The organism is Acetobacter sp. (assembly GCF_047723915.1).
Classification (GTDB): domain Bacteria; phylum Pseudomonadota; class Alphaproteobacteria; order Acetobacterales; family Acetobacteraceae; genus Acetobacter.
The window spans coordinates 14,290-30,103 of record NZ_JBDOBQ010000031.1 but is presented as its reverse complement, the minus strand read 5'-3'; the positions used below and the strand labels follow the sequence as shown (position 1 = coordinate 30,103).

Genomic DNA, 15,814 nt, shown 5'->3' with positions numbered 1-15,814 from the left:
CGCCCGCAGCATGACCATGCCCCACCCCAGGTTGAGCAGCGTGGCGCAGGCGTTCAGCGCCAGCCCCCGCCATGGGGGCAGCAGCGGCATGGGATGCAGCCAGCCTTCCACCGCTTCGCGCCCGATAATGAAGGCGGTTACCACCACCATCGTGCCTTCTGCCACGGCAGAGAGATATTCCGCCTTGTAATGGCCGTATGTGTGGTTGTGGTCCGCCGGGCGCTCGGCAATGCTCAGCGCCCACAGGCCACCGGCGGCGGCCACCACGTTGATGATGGTCTCGACCGCGTCGGCATACAGGGCCACGCTGCCGCTGGCCGCATAGGCCGCGTATTTGAGCCCGAGCGCCAGAAAGCTGACAAGCAGGCCAAGAACGGCAATGCCCTTGTTGTTCTTGGGCAGGGGAAGATCGGGCATGGAACAGTCGCAGCTAGGGTGGGCACGGCCCTGGCAGGCCGCGTGTTCAGACCGTATGCGCGGAGGACAGGTGGCACAGAGGGGCGTAATCCGCGGCTTCGATCTGCACGGTAGGGTGCACGATGCCAAAACGCTCGCGCAGCGCGGTTACCACGTTTTCCAGCACTACGGTATCACTTTGTGCCCCGCCTTCAACCGGGATTGCCGCGCCTTCGCGGACCAGGTGTACGGTCAGTGCCACCTCGGTCGTGCTCAGCGGCCATATGTGCAGGTCATGGATATCGGCAATGCCGGGCAGGCCGCGCAGGTAGGTTTCCACCGCGCTGGCGCTGACCTGCCGTGGCACGGCATCCAGCGCCATGTCCAGCGAATCCCGCAGCAGCGACCATGTGGCCACCACCACAAGAACGGCAATGGCAAGGCTGATGGCGGGGTCTATCCAGTGCTGGCCGGTCAGCAGCACCAGCGCGCCCGCCACCACAACCGCGAGCGATGTCAGCGCGTCGGCCATAAGGTGCAGGAACGCCCCGCGAATGTTCAGGTCGTCCTTGCTGCCCGCCGCGAACAGCAGGGCGGAAAAACCGTTGACCCCGATGCCGATGGCCGAGACGACGATCATGGTCCAGCCCGCCACGGATACGTCCGTGGGGTGTAGCAGCCGGTCCAGTGCTTCCCATGCTACGCCGCCCGTTACCAGCATGAGCACCAGCGCATTGGCCAGCGCCACCAGAATGGACGACCGCCGCAGCCCGTAGGTAAACCGTTCCGACGGGCTGCGGCGGGACAGGTGGTTGGCCAGCCACGCGGCGGCTAGCGCCATCACGTCCGACAGGTTATGGCCCGCGTCGGCCAGCAGCGCGAGCGAATGGGCGGCAACACCCCAGAACGCTTCTGCCGCAAGGTAGATCGTGTTGACCGCGATGCCGATGGCAAAGGCTTTCCCGAAGGATGCGGGAGTATGCACATGATGGTGCCCGAACCCGTGACCGTGATCGCACCCGCCCTGCGCATGGTCGTGTTCATGCCCGTCCCCGTCCGCGTGCTCATGCTCATGGTTGTGCGCATGGGGCTTGTCGGCCCCGCCCGCGTCATGGCCCGTATGGTCGTGGTCGTGGTCGTGGTCGTGGTCGTGGTCGTGGTCGTGGTCGTGGTCGCACCCTGCATGGGGTGCGGCGGCGGCGGGGCCCTGTGGGTCTGGCTGGTGCATGGGTGCGGTTGGCCTTGTGTTCCGTGCTGGACGTACTGTATGGCGCGCACATCGTCCTGAAAAGAAGTACAAACTTGGCGGGCGGGGTCTGTCGGGTCCGCCGGGGCAGTCCGGCGTTGCGTGCGGGTGGTGTTCCGGCCTAGGGAGAAACCGGCTTTTCAGGGTTCCGGCCTTAATTCAGTGTCCTTGTGGAATGGGTGATAAACCGTCTCATGCTCCGTCTGACAGAACTGCGTCTGCCACTCGACCATGCGCCGGAGGCGCTGGAACAGGCCATTTGTGCGCGCCTTGGCATAAGCCCGGCGGAGCTTGAGCATTTCAGCGTGTTCCGGCGCGGGCATGATGCACGCCGCCGCAACGCCATATGCCTTGTCTATGCGGTGGACTGCGCCGTGCGTGACGAAGGGGCCGTGCTGGCCCGTTACCGGAGCGAACACCCGCGTGACAGCCATGTGCAGCCTGCGCCTGACATGCGCTGGACCCCGCCGATAACGAACGGTCCTGCCCTGGCAGGGCAACCGGGGTACCAACGGCCCGTGGTGGTGGGGGCGGGGCCATGCGGGTTCATGACCGCCCTTGTCCTGGCCCGTATGGGATTGCGGCCGATCCTTTTGGAACGTGGCAAGGTGGTGCGCGAACGCACGGTGGATACCTTTGCGCTGTGGCGCCGCTCGGTCCTGACCCCTGAAAGCAATGTCCAGTTCGGTGAAGGCGGTGCGGGCACGTTTTCTGACGGCAAGCTTTACAGCCAGGTACGCGATCCGCGCTTTCTGGGCCGCAAGGTGCTGGAAGAATTTGTAAAGGCCGGTGCGCCGGAAGACATTCTCTATCTCGCCCATCCGCATATCGGCACGTTTCGGCTCGTCTCCATGGTCGAGCATATCCGCGCCGAGATCGAACAGGCGGGTGGGGAATACCGCTTTGGCGCGCGGGTGGATGACCTTGTGCTGGACCCGGCCACCCGCCGGGTACGGGGCGTGCGTCTGGCCGGGGGGGAGGTGGTGGAGAGCGCCCACGTCGTTCTGGCCATTGGCCACAGTGCGCGCGATACGTTCGGGATGCTGCACACCCAGGGGGTGGAGATGCAGGCCAAGCCGTTCTCCATGGGGGTGCGGATCGAACACCCGCAATCGGTCATCGATCTGGCGCAGTTCGGGTCCTGCGCGGGTAACAGCCTGCTGGGGGCGGCGGAATACCGGCTGGTTCATCATGCGTCCAATGGCCGGGGGGTGTACTCCTTCTGCATGTGCCCCGGCGGCACGGTCGTTGCCGCCACATCGGAGGAAGGGCGCGTTGTCACCAATGGCATGAGCCAGTATTCCCGCGCTGAACGCAACGCCAATTCGGGCATTGTCGTCGAACTGCGCCCGGGGGAGGATTACCCGGCCGACCCGCTGGCCGGCATAGCGTTCCAGCGGCATTGGGAACGGCAGGCTTTTCTGGCCGGGGGCGGGGACTACCGCGCTCCGGCCCAGCGCGTGGGGGATTTTCTGGCCGGGCGGGCGTCCACTGGTCTTGGCGCGGTGGTGCCGTCTTACAGGCCCGGCGTCACGCCGACCGACCTTGCCACCTGCCTGCCCGGTTTTGTGGTGGACGCCCTGCGCGAGGCGCTGCCGCGTTTTGACCGCAAGCTCAAAGGTTACGCCATGGAAGATGCAGTCATGACCGGGGTGGAAACGCGTACGTCCTCGCCGCTGCGTATTCCCCGCGGGGCGGACGGGCAGTCCGTGAACACGCCGGGTCTGTACCCGGCGGGTGAGGGCGCTGGCTATGCGGGGGGTATTCTCTCCGCCGGAATGGACGGTATTCGCGCGGCGGAGGCCGTGGCCTGCGATATGGCGGGTCTGGCCCAGCCGCAGGGTTAGGCAGACCCGGCGGACCCGGCGGACATGGGGGCGAGCCATGCAATGGGCCCCGCACGCTTCAGGTGTCGCGTGTCAGCCGTGTGTGTGCATGAACCGTGCGCGCATCGGGCGCAGGACCGCATATGCCAGCAGGGCTGTCAGCAGGTCTCCTCCTATGGCGCAGGCAAAGACCGGGTACCAGCTGCCACCGGCCTGATGCATCCATGCGGCCAGAGGTCCGCCGAAAACAGCGCCTACCCCCTGGGCAATATACAGCAGGCCATAATTGCGCGAGGCGTCGCGCGTGCCGAACGTGTCTGTCAGCGTGGCAGGGAACAGCGAGAAAATTTCGCCCCATCCCAGAAAAATCACGCCCGAAAGCAGCACGAACGCCACCGGGTGGTGGACGAGCGACAGCCAGCACCCCAGTGCGATGGCTTCGAGCGTGAAGGCGAACGCCATGGTGTTTTCCCGCCCGAGGCGGTCGGAAACCCAGCCAAACAGCGGGCGTGTCAGCCCGTTTGCAACCCGGTCCAGCGTCATGGCCAGCGGCAGGGCGGCCATGCCGGCCACCGTCAACTGCGCAACCCCGAAATCCGCCGCGATCTGGGCCAGTTGCGACGTGACCATAAGGCCCGATGTCGCCATTGTCGCCATCATGAAAAACATGAGCCAGAACAGCGGTGTTCGGATCACCTGCGCTGTCGGCAGGCCCGTCTGGCCGCTGTCGTCCAGTATGGTGGCAGGGGGGAGCTTCAACTGGCTGGCCGCGATCATGCCCACTGCCGCCATGGCAAGGCCGAACACCTCCAGCGTGTGCCGCCAGTCGGATGCGGCCAGCAGGTGGGCGATGGGAAAGGTGGTGAGCATGGCCCCCATGCCATATCCCGCCGCGGCGGCCCCTGCGGCCATACCCCGGTTTTGGGGGAACCACTGCATCAGCAGCACCACCACCCCGACATAGACGATCCCGGTGCCGATACCGCCCAGCCCGCCATACGTCACATACAGCATGCCCAGACTGCTGGCCTGTGCGGCCAGCACCCAGCTCAGCCCCGTGACCAGCACCCCGCTCATGATCAGCAGGCGCGGGTGGACATGTCGCGCGATCCAGCCCTGAACGGGGGAAAACAGCGTTTGCAGGACAATAAGAATTGAGAACGTCACCTGCAATGCCGGCGCGGTCACACCAAAATCATGCCGCAGGGCAGGGGTGAACAAGGTCCACACATACTGGGGGGAGGAAATGGAGGCCATACAGATCAGCCCCGCGGCCATCTGGCGCCATTTTACGTTCGACACGTCATGTCCTCCTGTACGGAAAAGGCGCTGTATTGTCTTACCTCATTACGCATGCGCTACGAGCTGGGCAACCTGCAAGCGGGGCGGATTCCATATCTGTCATCCCGCGTGGCAATGGTGGCGGAGCAGGGGCCGCCGGATCGATGCCATGACCGAATACCATCTGATCAGTGCCATCGGGCCGATGCCCGCTTAAAAACCCGTCGGGGCGGGAACCTGTCAGGGCGCGCAGGTGGCTGCTGCCCGCTCGCATGCCTTGGACCCTGTACAGCCAGTTACACGGCTGGCTGCGACCTGTCTGGCGGCGCTTTACGGGCCTCAAAACGGCCAGTTGCCCCGCTTCCGCGGGTTTCGGGTATCGATGCTGAACGGCGGCAGGCCCCTGTTGTGGGCGGGCGGAAACATGCTTGTCTCCCCCCGTTCACCTGCACCGGGGCCAGAGCGGGCTGACCGATGCAACCTGTGGAGCATGGTCTGGACCATGCCCAGACCACGCTACAAGCCATACCCTGGGGCCATACCCTGGGGCCATACCCTGGGGCCATACCCCGGGCCGTGGCCCAAATCACACCTGCCCGGCAGCGTTGCGCCATTTTTTTTCAGGCAGGGCCGTTATGTCGCGGCCATTGCTCCCCCGGCCGTTCCGTTTCAGGCTTTTGTGCGTCAGGTCGCCTGCGGTGTTGCAGCCAGAAAGCTTTCCACCAGTTCGGAGAAACGCTGCGGCGCGTCCGCATGCACCCAGTGGCCTGCCCCGGCTATGGTTTCCAGCCTGTGGTTGGGGAACAGCCGCCGCATGGCGGCATGGTTTTCCGGCTGTATATAACGCGAATTCTCACCGCGTATGAACAGGGTCGGCCCGGTGTAGCACGCATCTTCGGGCAGGGTGGGCCAGCCCATGGCGTTGGGCAACCCGGCCTTGATCTCGCGCAGGCCAATGGCCCAGCCGGGATTGTCGCCCAGGCGCATGTTCTGCACCATCAACTGGCGCACGGATTCATCCGCGATCAGCGGGGCCAGCAGCAGGTTGGCGCCCTGCACGTCAAGATGGGCGGGAAAGTCCAGATCCTCGAGCCCCGCTGGCAGGCCCAGTTGCGAAAAACCGCCCTGTCCGGGTGCGATATCGGCCACAATAAGGCAGCGCACCATGTCGGGCCGGGTCAGGGCCAGCATCATGGCGGTCTTGCCCCCCATGGAATGACCCAGCACGACGGCGGGTGCCGCGTGGTGGTGGAGCATGGTTTCCAGCACGTCTTGCGCCATGTCGGGGTAGGTCAGCGGGCCGTGCGGGCTGGCACCGTGGTTACGCAGGTCCATGGCCAGGGTGCGGCGGGTCGTGGCCAGACGGCGCTGCACAAAGCCCAGATTGCGTGCCCGCCCGAACACCCCGTGCAACAGCACGACCGGGGGCATGTGCGGGGTCGAGGGGGTTTCGGGGCCTCGTTCGATCACGTTGAGCAGCACGTCATGGCCTTTCGAGCATAAATACGTGGCGCACCGGGGCGATCCGGGCACCTGTTGCGACAGGCCCGGAGTATTTCCAGTTTTTGAACACGGACCTGTGGCCTGTTTGTGCCCTGCCTGACGCGTGAAGGCGAGAGGGCGCGGCCCTGTTTTTCATCACCTTGCGGAGAGAGCGCACGACAGCGGGCCGCCCTGTGGGTGGTCTGGCGGCACATTTGTCCGCAGGCGCTGGCAGCCATGCGGGACAGGGCCGGGACAGGGCCGGGGCAGGTCTGGAACTGTGGGCCCGTCCCGGCGTAATGTCGGTGCGGGCGTCTACAGGAAAGAGCAGGAAAGCCATGCAGCGGTGTCTTGTCATACTTGGCCGGGTGGAGCAGGCCCACGGACTTCTGGATATGGCAGCCCAGGTCATGGCCCGTGTGGGTGGGGCGCGCATGGACGTGCTGGCCGCGCGCGAACCGGCGGACGGGCAACCCGACCGGGGTGTGCGTGACAGCCAGCTTCAGTGGGCGGACAGCCTGCATACCGTGTTCCGCCAGTGGAAGGAGCGGGCATACGGGGCCGGGACATGGCGACCCGATCAGATCGAGGTCAACTGGCTGGACCCTGAAATTACCGTGGACCGCATCGTCAGCGGCTACGGCAAGGACGCGGACCTGCTGGTTCTGGGCTTTCCCGACCCGCGCGATTCCGCCCAGAAACAGGCGGCCACGCGTGCCGCCATTTTCGATACCGGTCGGCCTGTCCTGTTCGTGCCGCCGTTCTGGGAACGGCCCAGCGGGGACCACATCTTTCTGGCCTGGAAAGACACGCCGGGCTGCCGCCGTGCCTTTACCGCCGCGCGGTCTTTCATGGGGTTTGCAAAAAGCGTTACCGTCGTGGTGCCTGTGGGCGTGACATTACCGCTCGATGTGCTGCCCGGCGTGTCCCCCACCGTGCGCGAACTGCCCCCCACCGACAATGCCACCCAGGCAGGGCGGACCATTCTGGACATGGCCCATGCCGCCCAGGCCGACATGCTGGTCATAGGCGGGTATGAACATGGCGCGCTCTATAACCGGCTTATGGGCAGTGTCACGGACGAAATTCTCTCCCAGCCCGATATGCCGGTGCTGCTCCAGCACTGAGCGCGGGCTTTGCGTCCAGCCCGGATCGCGGCGCGGGTCAGGCGCGCGGAACTGCCTGCAGGGTTACGCCCCGTAACCTAGAGGTTCCGGGCTGCCGCCAGCATGTCGTGTGGCGGTGCGCCGCTGCGGTGGCGTGTCAGTTCTCTGCCGTGGTGGCGGCCCCCACGGTCTGGCGGGCGAACCACCAGCAGATGGCGCCAAATGCCCCGACCCCCAGCAGTGCAGGCAGGCCCGATGGCAGCAGACCCGCGACAGACAGGGCATTGTCGCGCCCAAGTGCCCCCGACAGCACGGCCAGGGCGACACCGGTCAGGCTTTCCCCCACGATAAAGCCCGAAGCCAGCATGGTGCCCAGCGTGTCGGCGTGGGATGCGGCACCCGCGGACCCGCGGCGCTGGATGGCGCGCCTGATCCCCCAGCCCAGAACCGCGCCCACGGCCAAAGTCATGCTGACGGAGGCAGGCAGGTAAAGCCCCACCGCCACGCCAAGGGGGGGGAGGGACAGGCCACGGCGGCGCAGGAGGAGATCGACCGCGATCAGGCCGCCCCCCAGCGCCAGGCCTATGCACAGCATGTTCGAATCCAGCGTGTGGGTGAAAATCCCCAGCGTGATCATGGTGATCAGCGCTGGCTGAGGGGCGGCCAGCGCGTGGGTGGGGTCCATACCCGGGCGGGGCATGGCGCCGACAAACCCGTAGGCCTGGTAAAGCAGGTTCAGCACCGGCGGAATAACGGCGGCCCCCGCGATACAGCCGACAATCAGCACGGCCTCCTGCTTCCACGGGGATGCGCCAACCAGTTGCCCGGTCTTGAGATCCTGAAGGTTGTCGTTGGAAATGGCCACGGTCGCGGTCATGGCCGAGAGGACCAGAATAGTGAAGGCGGTGGCCAGTTTCTGCCCGTCCATCAGCAGGGCGGGCGGGGTCAGGCCCAGCACTTCCATGGCCAGGATCATCAGCGTGCAGATCACGGCCCCCACAATGACAATGCCCGAAATGGGGGAGGAGGAAGACCCCACAATGCCCGCCATATAGCCGCAGGCCGCCGCCATCATGAAGCCGAACACAACGCAGAACAGGACCGCCGCCCCCACCAGTGGCCAGAATCCCTGTGTCAGCGGCGCGAGAAAGGCCGCGAACAGTCCTGCCATCAGCACCATGCAGAACAGCAGCAGCAGGCCTATGGTGCGTGGTGAAAGGTCCTGTTGTGTTTCATCCCCTTCCGCGGTACGGCCCAGCGCCATGGCGCGCAGGCCGCGCAGCACGGGTGGCAGAAGTTCCACCAGTGTCCAGAGCGAGGCAATGGCAATGGCCCCCGCCCCGATAAAGCGGACCTTGTGCATCCATATATCATGCGCGAAGGCGGCCGGGGGCAGGTGTGCGGGGTTGGGCAGATGCGCGCTCAGCCACGGTACGGCAAGGCCCCAGGCCAGTATGCAGCCTGTCAGCATGGCCAGACCGCCGGCAAGCCCTACAAGATAGCCCGCCCCCAGCAGGGCAAGCGACAGACCGGCGGAGGCCTGAAAAACCGCCTGCCCGGCCGTGGCCGTCAGGGACAGCGTGTCCGAGAAAATACGCAGCGCACCGCTGCAGAACGAAAACAGTGCTGAAACCACACTCCCCCCGATCAGTGCGCGCAGCCCCCTGTTATTGCCCGATCGCGCGCCCACACGCAGGATTTCCGCCGCTGCTACCCCTTCCGGGTAGGGCAGGGTGCTGTGCGTGACCAGGGCATGGCGCAGCGGAATGGTGAACACAACGCCCAGTATGCCCCCGGCAAGCGAAAGCCCTGCCGTCTGCCAGTAGGGAAAATTCTGCCACAGCCCGGTCATGATCAGGCCGGGGAATGTCGCGAACACGCAGGACAGCGTTCCCGCCGCCGAGGCCTGGCTCTGCACCATGTTGTTTTCGAGAATGGAGCCGCCGCCAAGCATGCGCAGCACCGCCATGGAAATGACCGCCGCAGGAATGGAGGAGGCAAATGTCAGCCCGATCCGCAGCCCCAGATACACATTGGAGGCGGTAAAGATGACAGTGATGATCGCACCCAGAACAAGGCCGCGCAGGGTAATTTCTCGTCGGGGTGTGGAAACGTTCATGCCTGTGGACCCTGTCGCTCAAAAAACCGGGGCGCGCAGGTGGCCCCCGTTCCATCTCATGTCTTCTTCCGCATTAGGATGGAACGGGGGTTTTGTCTGTACTGTCAGTGGGGGCAGGGGCTCAGAACGTCAGTTCCAGGTTGCTCTGGACAAACGCGCCGGACGATCCGCCATCCCGGATCAGGGTTTTGGAGGCGAAAATATACTCACCATCGATACTGAGCGTAATGTGGCGTGTGGCGCGCCAGGTAAAGCTGGCCTGCGGCATGGTTGCGACATAAGAGCCGTGTGGCCGGTATTTGTAGAAGGCCGTGCCGCTGGCATAGATCGCATCCTGCGTGCTGTTACGCCAGATGGCGGGCACCTTCATCAGCAGGGTGGTGTTGCTGGTGGGGGAAACGGTCGCAATCGGCCCGGCTGTAATGATGTTGGACTGGCCGATATAGGTGCTCATGTCCAGGTAGTAGGCGCTGGGCACGAAGGGCGACATGAAATTGCCCCACGAACTGGTCTGGCTCTTGTTCATGTTGCCGCCCGACACGTCGTCCACCTGAACGCCGACAACGGGGTGGCCCGCCCAGTGGGCAAACCGCCAGGACAGCGTGGCATCGATCGCATAGGCCGAAACGGAGCGGTTCAGGCCGGTCTTGGTCGCCTGGAATCCACCGCCCTGCCACATGGCCCCCACCGAAAATTCGATCGGCCCGGCATTGCCCCAGATGCGCGTGCCCGGCGTGTAGCGATGCGTCGCCCCGGCGATGGAGCTTTTCGCCGTGGGAATGGCGACATTGGCCAGATTGAAGCCCAGAAAGAACGTATCGACAAAAATCTGGCTGTTACGGTCCAGGAACCGGAACTTGGGCAGCGCATAGGACGAATACGCGCCATACAGCCGGGTTTTCCAGTTGACCTGATCGTGGAAAATACCCGGCGGTGCATTGTTGGTCATCAGCAGGTCGAACACGTCGAGCCGGAAATTTTTCCAGAAGGCGTAGCCGCGCAGGCCGTTCCATGAATACGGAACGGACGGGTACACGCTGCCTGCCGTAAAATAGGGGGGCGCGTCCAGGAACGTCATGCGTCCGGCCATGCCGCCCACTGTCGCCCCCAGAACATGGCCCCGCACTTCTATGAAGGCCTGCTGCGCATCCAGCGTGCTGCGCCACCGGCCACCGGCATAACCGTAGTAATTGACGCCGGCGGCCTGCCCGCTCATCAGTTCGCCATACAGCCGGACATGCTCGCCCAGATGCAAATCCGCCCCCAGGTTGGAACGGTAGTTGTTGCGGTAGGCCGGGGTGGTTTTCGTGGCCCCGAAACCCGCGCGCTGGTCGTAGAAGTTATGCTGGCGGAAGTTGCCGCTGAACGTGAGGTAAATGTCCCCCGTCTCGTTCAGCGGGATGTATTTGAGCGGATCCATGAAGTCGATATGGTTGCGCTTGTCGCGCAGGCTCGACCAGTCTTCCGCCCAGCGGGATACCGCGTAATACCCCACCGTGCCGAACCCGGCTGCCGCACCCGTATTGGCGTTGAACACCCCCCACGGCCCCTGATGCAGCAGGGACGAGGGCAGCGGTTTGAGTTCCAGCGCCTGGGGCTGGCCATAGGCTTCGGGGCGGCTGGTCAGGGGGGGCAGCAGGTTGACATTGTTCCATGACCCCTGTGGCGGAATGGTCCCGTTCATCTGCCCCGCGGGCGGGGCGCGGGTGGCAGGCGTTGCGACGGGTTGCGCCGCTGTCGGGACAGTGACCGTGGTTTGTCCGTTTTTTGGTGTGGGCGGCGTGTGCGAATATTGCAGATGGCCCGCCTGGGGCGCTGTTTCTGCCCATGCGGGGGCTGCATACAGGCACAGCAGGGCGGACGTGCCCGCCAGCAGCAAAGCCGCGCTGACCCGGTTGGGGCCTATGTCGGGGCGGGCCGACCTGCCGCTAGCGGGTGCAGTTGCAGAAAGGGCAAAATGGCCGAACAGGGTGGAAGGGCAGGTGCTGACGGGAGTCCCGCCGGGAGAGGAAAAGCCGCAATTTGTAGACATGGGCCTGAATCTCTTCTTGTTATTTTTTTTGGTGCGATATGCCATTCAAATTATGAATGACTTATATCAACATAATGATGTAAAATGGTGAAAAGTCATATCGCATTTGCGTGTAGGACATCACTAGGCGTTTATACACCTGATGCGCCAATTTTCAATAATTACAAAAATACGATTTAAAATATAAAAATGTTGCGTTTAAGGGGGTATTAACTTTTTGCCAGGCTGCTCAGGCAGGCTTTCACTCGGATACGCAGGGCCGCTTCATGGACAGACGACACGGCCTGGCGTGCGCTACTGTTCCATGCCGTGCCCATGCCGTGGCTCGAACAGATGGCGCGTGTATCGCTCATGGACGACGCCGAATCGCGCAGCGTGCGCAGTACGGTCTGCGGCTGGTAGGGCAGGGCGGCCTTCATGCTCATGCGCAGCAGGGTGGCGGTCTGCGGATCGGCCTTGGGCAGCAGCAGGGAAAGCGCGCGTTGCGCATCGTGCCGCCCGGAGGACACACCCTGCACGATGTCCTGCCACTGGCGACGGCGTGAGAGGGTCTGTGCGGTTTGCGTGGCGCCATCATGGGCGATCATGCCCAGAACCTGCCCCGTGCTGGTCCTGTGCGGGTGCATGACCGGGTGCGGCCCCTGGGTTGCCAGCAGGCACGACCCGCCCGCAAGGCTGAACAGTCCGGCGATAAAAAAGATACGTGCGCTTGGCAAGGCCGGTCTCTCTTCCAATGTGTAAGCTGTCGCATTGAAAAAGCCGGGGCGGGTCGGCGTGGATATTTTCAGGCATGAAAATCCCCCGCGCGCCGATCTGCGCTGACTTTCGATGCGGTCTCCACCCTACTGGACACACGGAAAGTGGCGCCCAGAGGGCGGTGCTGCGGAAAGGTTGCGGCACTTGCGGGAGTTGGCCTATAGCGTGCGGAACAGATTGGAAAACGGCCCGCGAACGCGCCTTTGCCTGTATGATGGCGGACATGCCTCATGCGCGGGCGCTGTTGGCGGACACCGTATTCAGGCTCCGTAAGGAATGGATTTTATGAGCGCTACTCTTTCGACCTCGGAAATCGCCCGCCTGCAGACCGCGCTGCGTCGTCTGCTGGGTGCGAAGGACCTGACCGTCAACCCCGCGCCGCGTTCGGGCATGTCGGTCGAACTGGCCGTCAATGGCGAGGTGATCGGCACGGTCCACCGCGACGATGAAGACGGTGACGTGACCTATGCCGTCAATATGGTCGTGCTGGAAGAAGATCTTCCCCCCGCCAAATAAGACCGCGCCGTAAGGTCGCCCGGCGTCGTTCAGGGGGGTGCCTGCCACCCCGCAGGCGCGGGCCGACCGTAAATGGCGGGACTGTCTGGGTTCTGCCTCTGGCCTGAGCGATCCCGCCACGGCGTGCGCCACGGTTCTGGTACCTGTTTTGGCTCAGGCTGGGCGGATGTAATTTATCCGCCGCCCTGGCAGAAATCTGGCCATATGGCCGGGCCGGTTGAACACCATGCCCGAAGGCTGCGCCAGCGCCCCGTACCGCGTGGGCCCGACTTTACGCGTGGACCGTAGCCTTATGTCGGGGTCTACAGGGCTGCAATGCCATTACCCTGCACTGCAGGGGCGGGCCGACAAGGGCTTGCGCGGGCGGCTTGCCGGGTATCGCGGCCCGGTGCTTCAGGCGTTATGCGCGGAATTGGCCGCCTGAACCACAGTCCCGTGCGATACGGGAAATTCCACGGCGGTTATTTTCCAGTGCCACCCCTCGATCCGCATCAGAATACGCAAAGGGCTGTCGTGCTCGTGGCCGGGTAGCGGCACCGCGGCCACGAACTCATCCGGGCGGGTGAAGCGTACCGTCATGTGTGTGGCAAGTGCTGCCACGGACAGTGCCGACGGTCGGGTCGTCGGTCCCGCGGTTTCAAGCAGGGCCTGGTCGACCAGCGTGCCGAGATTGGCCTGTGTCACGGACGTATCCACCGCGTTGGAAACAGCGGCATCCGCGAAGGAAGACCCGAATTCGGGCAGTTCGTCCGGTGGGGGTTCGGTTGCCATGTGCAGGCCGCTGAGCGCCTGTTTCTTGATCGAGGCATCCAGCCGGCCCCAGTTTATGACATGGCCAAGGGCAACCATGTCATGGCTGCGCAGGTCGGCCGCGACAAAAAGCAGCGTCATGAACGGGGATGCAAGATACAGCCCGCATGCGATCGTTGCGGAAAGAATGCACAGGCGGCGCGCGGTCTGGCCAGCCATGGCGCGGCTGGTCTGGCCTTGTGTCTGATCGGCGGACCCGATGGCGGACCCGGAGTCGGCAATAGTTGCCATGAGAGCATTCCTCCTATGCGAAGAGAGCGACCCTTCCTATAGCAAATGCAGACGTGCCATGCATAGTAACATCCGATCCCATGTGTGTTATTACAAAATTATGACGATCGAACTTCAGTCTTGAAAAACTGTCGGCAGGCAATAGAGGGCTGATTTTTAAGGGTGCGAGCCGTTCCAGCTTCCCTGGCGGCAGTAAATTCGCCTGACAGAGCGTTGAATTCTGCCCCCTATACGCCCCCTATGCCGCCATATATCCATGTGCGCTTTGTGTGCCCGTCCATGTCATCCCCCACGCGCGCACCCTCTTGGGCGCACCCCTTTGGGCGCGGCACCGTTCCACACCGCCTGCCACGCACAGGACCTGCAAGGTCGTTCCGGCGTGACTGTCTTGGCGCTGGCAGGCCCCCTCTGTGGAAATTCCCGTTGGAAATTCCTTACGGAAACGCCTTGCGAAAGCCCCCGCCGGAAAGCTTCCGCCTGAAAACTCCGGGCGTCCTGTACGGGGTCAGGCTCCATGTCCGTGACCCATGGGGGCGGATTTTGTCTTCACCTCCCGGCCCGGGGGCGTTACCCCAAGGCGTAACACGGGCTGTGGCAGCCATCTGCCCGGCCATGCGTGGCGGCCAGCAGCAAGGATATGGCGTATGGATATTGACCTGTCCGAAGACGAAATTCAGCGCTACTCGCGCCATATCCTGCTGGGTGAGGTGGGCGGAACGGGGCAGATGGCGCTCAAAAGCGCATCTGTTCTTGTGATCGGGGCCGGGGGGCTTGGCTCGCCCGCGGCTTTGTACCTTGCGGCGGCGGGTGTAGGCCGAATCGGCATTGTGGATGACGACGTGGTGGAACTGTCCAACCTTCAGCGCCAGATCGTGCATGCCACGGCGTCCGTCGGGCAGAAAAAGGTTGTATCCGCCCGGGCGCGGCTTGCCGCCCTCAATCCCGAAATCGTGGTGGAAACGTGGGATATGCGCCTTGACGCCGTTACCGCGTCCGATCTTGTCGCCCGTTACGATCTGGTGTGTGACGGCTGCGACAATTTCGCCACCCGTTACGCCGTGAACGCGGCCTGCGTGCAGCAGTCACGGCCCCTGGTTTCGGCGGCCGCGCAGCGTTTTGGCGGCCAGCTTTCAACGTTCCGGCCCTGGCTGGGTGGGGCGTGCTACCATTGCCTTTACCCCGATCAGGGAACGGTTGAGGGGCAAAGCTGTGGCGATACGGGCGTGCTGGGCGCTGTAACCGGAGTAATGGGCACATTGCAGGCGACAGAGGCCATCAAGGAAATTACGGGGATCGGTCGGTCCATGCAGGGCAGGTTGCTGATGTGGGACGCCCTGCAAATGCGTTTTTCCGAAATTGCCTTTGCGCGTGACCCGTCATGCAGGGTCTGCGGTTCTCTCGCGCGGAAATGTGACGATGCGGGCTGATTTTTCCGTAACACGCGCGGCGGTCCATGTGGCCGTGCGGGAGATAGTCCGGCCATGACGGGGCAATCGGGTTTAGGGCCATCGGGGGCTGGACAACCGGGCGTGCCATCAGGCGGGCGGGCAGGCCAGCCTGTCGCGGGGGGCAGTGGCGAGCCGGCCCGTAGCCTTGCCCTTGTTCTTGTCGAAAGCGGGTATGAGCGCCTGCACGCCGCTTTCATGCTGGCGGCGACGGCGGCGGCCCTCGGGCAGGATGTCATTCTGTTTGGCATGGGCGCGGGCGTTGCGGCCTTCAGCCGTGACTGGAGCGGGGTCGATGCTTTTGCTGCGGGCGAGAGTCAGCGTGCCCGCGCGGGTGTAGCCGGTGTGGCCGAACTGCGTGACGCCGTGGTGGACATGGGCGCCTGTCTGATGGTGTGCGACTCCGGCATGAAGGCGGCTGGACTGTCCCCCGCAAACCTGCTGGAGGGCGTGGCCTGCGTTGGTCTGCCCAGTTTTATGGACCGTGCCGCCCATGCCCGTCAGTTGGTTTTCTAGCCCGAAGCGGGCCGCCGGGGCACGGATTCCGTTCGGGTTTTCGCCCCGGGCG

The 15,814-nt window shown here is 64.1% G+C and carries 13 protein-coding genes; 5 read left to right on the top strand and 8 right to left on the bottom strand.

Annotated features, from left to right (window positions below):
- Together ABF990_RS13140 and ABF990_RS13135 are read right to left on the bottom strand one after the other, a co-directional pair.
- Positions 1-417, bottom strand: a 417-nt coding sequence (locus ABF990_RS13140) for a cation diffusion facilitator family transporter (protein WP_415492032.1), incomplete at its 3' end; no start/stop codon positions are given.
- Between the two features lie 46 nt (positions 418-463).
- Positions 464-1,624 carry a cation diffusion facilitator family transporter gene (locus ABF990_RS13135; RefSeq protein WP_415500734.1) on the bottom strand — a complete coding sequence of 387 codons (1,161 nt, stop codon included), beginning with the start codon at positions 1,622-1,624 and terminating at the stop codon, positions 464-466.
- Between the two features lie 212 nt (positions 1,625-1,836).
- Between ABF990_RS13135 and ABF990_RS13130 the strand changes: the two genes are divergently transcribed.
- Complete coding sequence (locus ABF990_RS13130) at positions 1,837-3,489, top strand: NAD(P)/FAD-dependent oxidoreductase (RefSeq protein WP_415492037.1); 1,653 nt, start codon at positions 1,837-1,839, stop codon at positions 3,487-3,489.
- A 72-nt stretch (positions 3,490-3,561) separates the two neighbouring features.
- On the opposite strand, the gene oxlT is transcribed toward ABF990_RS13130, so the two are convergent.
- Both oxlT and ABF990_RS13120 read right to left on the bottom strand, forming a co-directional pair.
- Positions 3,562-4,770, bottom strand: coding sequence for an oxalate/formate MFS antiporter (gene oxlT / locus ABF990_RS13125; RefSeq protein ID WP_415500733.1), 1,209 nt, complete (start codon positions 4,768-4,770; stop codon positions 3,562-3,564).
- 663 nt (positions 4,771-5,433) lie between these two features.
- Positions 5,434-6,231, bottom strand: a complete 798-nt coding sequence (locus ABF990_RS13120; RefSeq protein ID WP_415500732.1) for an alpha/beta fold hydrolase — start codon at positions 6,229-6,231, stop codon at positions 5,434-5,436.
- Between the two features lie 338 nt (positions 6,232-6,569).
- On the opposite strand from ABF990_RS13120, the gene ABF990_RS13115 reads away from it, so the two are divergent.
- The gene (locus ABF990_RS13115; RefSeq protein WP_415500731.1) at positions 6,570-7,358 is read left to right on the top strand and encodes a universal stress protein; all 789 of its coding nucleotides are present in this window, start codon (positions 6,570-6,572) and stop codon (positions 7,356-7,358) included.
- 136 nt (positions 7,359-7,494) lie between these two features.
- Here the strand turns inward: ABF990_RS13115 and ABF990_RS13110 are convergent, their stop codons facing one another.
- From ABF990_RS13110 to ABF990_RS13100, 3 genes are all read right to left on the bottom strand, one after another.
- Complete coding sequence (locus ABF990_RS13110; RefSeq protein WP_415500730.1) at positions 7,495-9,456, bottom strand: OPT family oligopeptide transporter; 1,962 nt, start codon at positions 9,454-9,456, stop codon at positions 7,495-7,497.
- A 121-nt stretch (positions 9,457-9,577) separates the two neighbouring features.
- Positions 9,578-11,488 (bottom strand): alginate export family protein, encoded by a 1,911-nt coding sequence (locus ABF990_RS13105; protein ID WP_415492041.1) that lies wholly within the window; start codon positions 11,486-11,488, stop codon positions 9,578-9,580.
- 209 nt (positions 11,489-11,697) lie between these two features.
- Positions 11,698-12,204, bottom strand: coding sequence for a hypothetical protein (locus ABF990_RS13100; protein ID WP_415492042.1), 507 nt, complete (start codon positions 12,202-12,204; stop codon positions 11,698-11,700).
- Between the two features lie 325 nt (positions 12,205-12,529).
- Here ABF990_RS13100 and ABF990_RS13095 point away from each other — a divergent pair, with 325 nt between their 5' ends.
- Positions 12,530-12,760: a DUF3126 family protein gene (locus ABF990_RS13095; RefSeq protein ID WP_415492043.1), complete on the top strand. Its 231-nt coding sequence runs from the start codon at positions 12,530-12,532 to the stop codon at positions 12,758-12,760.
- A gap of 393 nt (positions 12,761-13,153) precedes the next feature.
- On the opposite strand, the gene ABF990_RS13090 is transcribed toward ABF990_RS13095, so the two are convergent.
- Complete coding sequence (locus tag ABF990_RS13090) at positions 13,154-13,801, bottom strand: DUF2939 domain-containing protein (protein ID WP_415492044.1); 648 nt, start codon at positions 13,799-13,801, stop codon at positions 13,154-13,156.
- Positions 13,802-14,445: 644 nt separating this feature from the next.
- Here ABF990_RS13090 and ABF990_RS13085 point away from each other — a divergent pair.
- Both ABF990_RS13085 and ABF990_RS13080 read left to right on the top strand, forming a co-directional pair.
- Positions 14,446-15,228: a HesA/MoeB/ThiF family protein gene (locus ABF990_RS13085; protein ID WP_415492045.1), complete on the top strand. Its 783-nt coding sequence runs from the start codon at positions 14,446-14,448 to the stop codon at positions 15,226-15,228.
- 54 nt (positions 15,229-15,282) lie between these two features.
- Positions 15,283-15,762 carry a DsrE family protein gene (locus ABF990_RS13080; protein ID WP_415500729.1) on the top strand — a complete coding sequence of 160 codons (480 nt, stop codon included), beginning with the start codon at positions 15,283-15,285 and terminating at the stop codon, positions 15,760-15,762.
- Positions 15,763-15,814 lie beyond the last annotated feature (52 nt).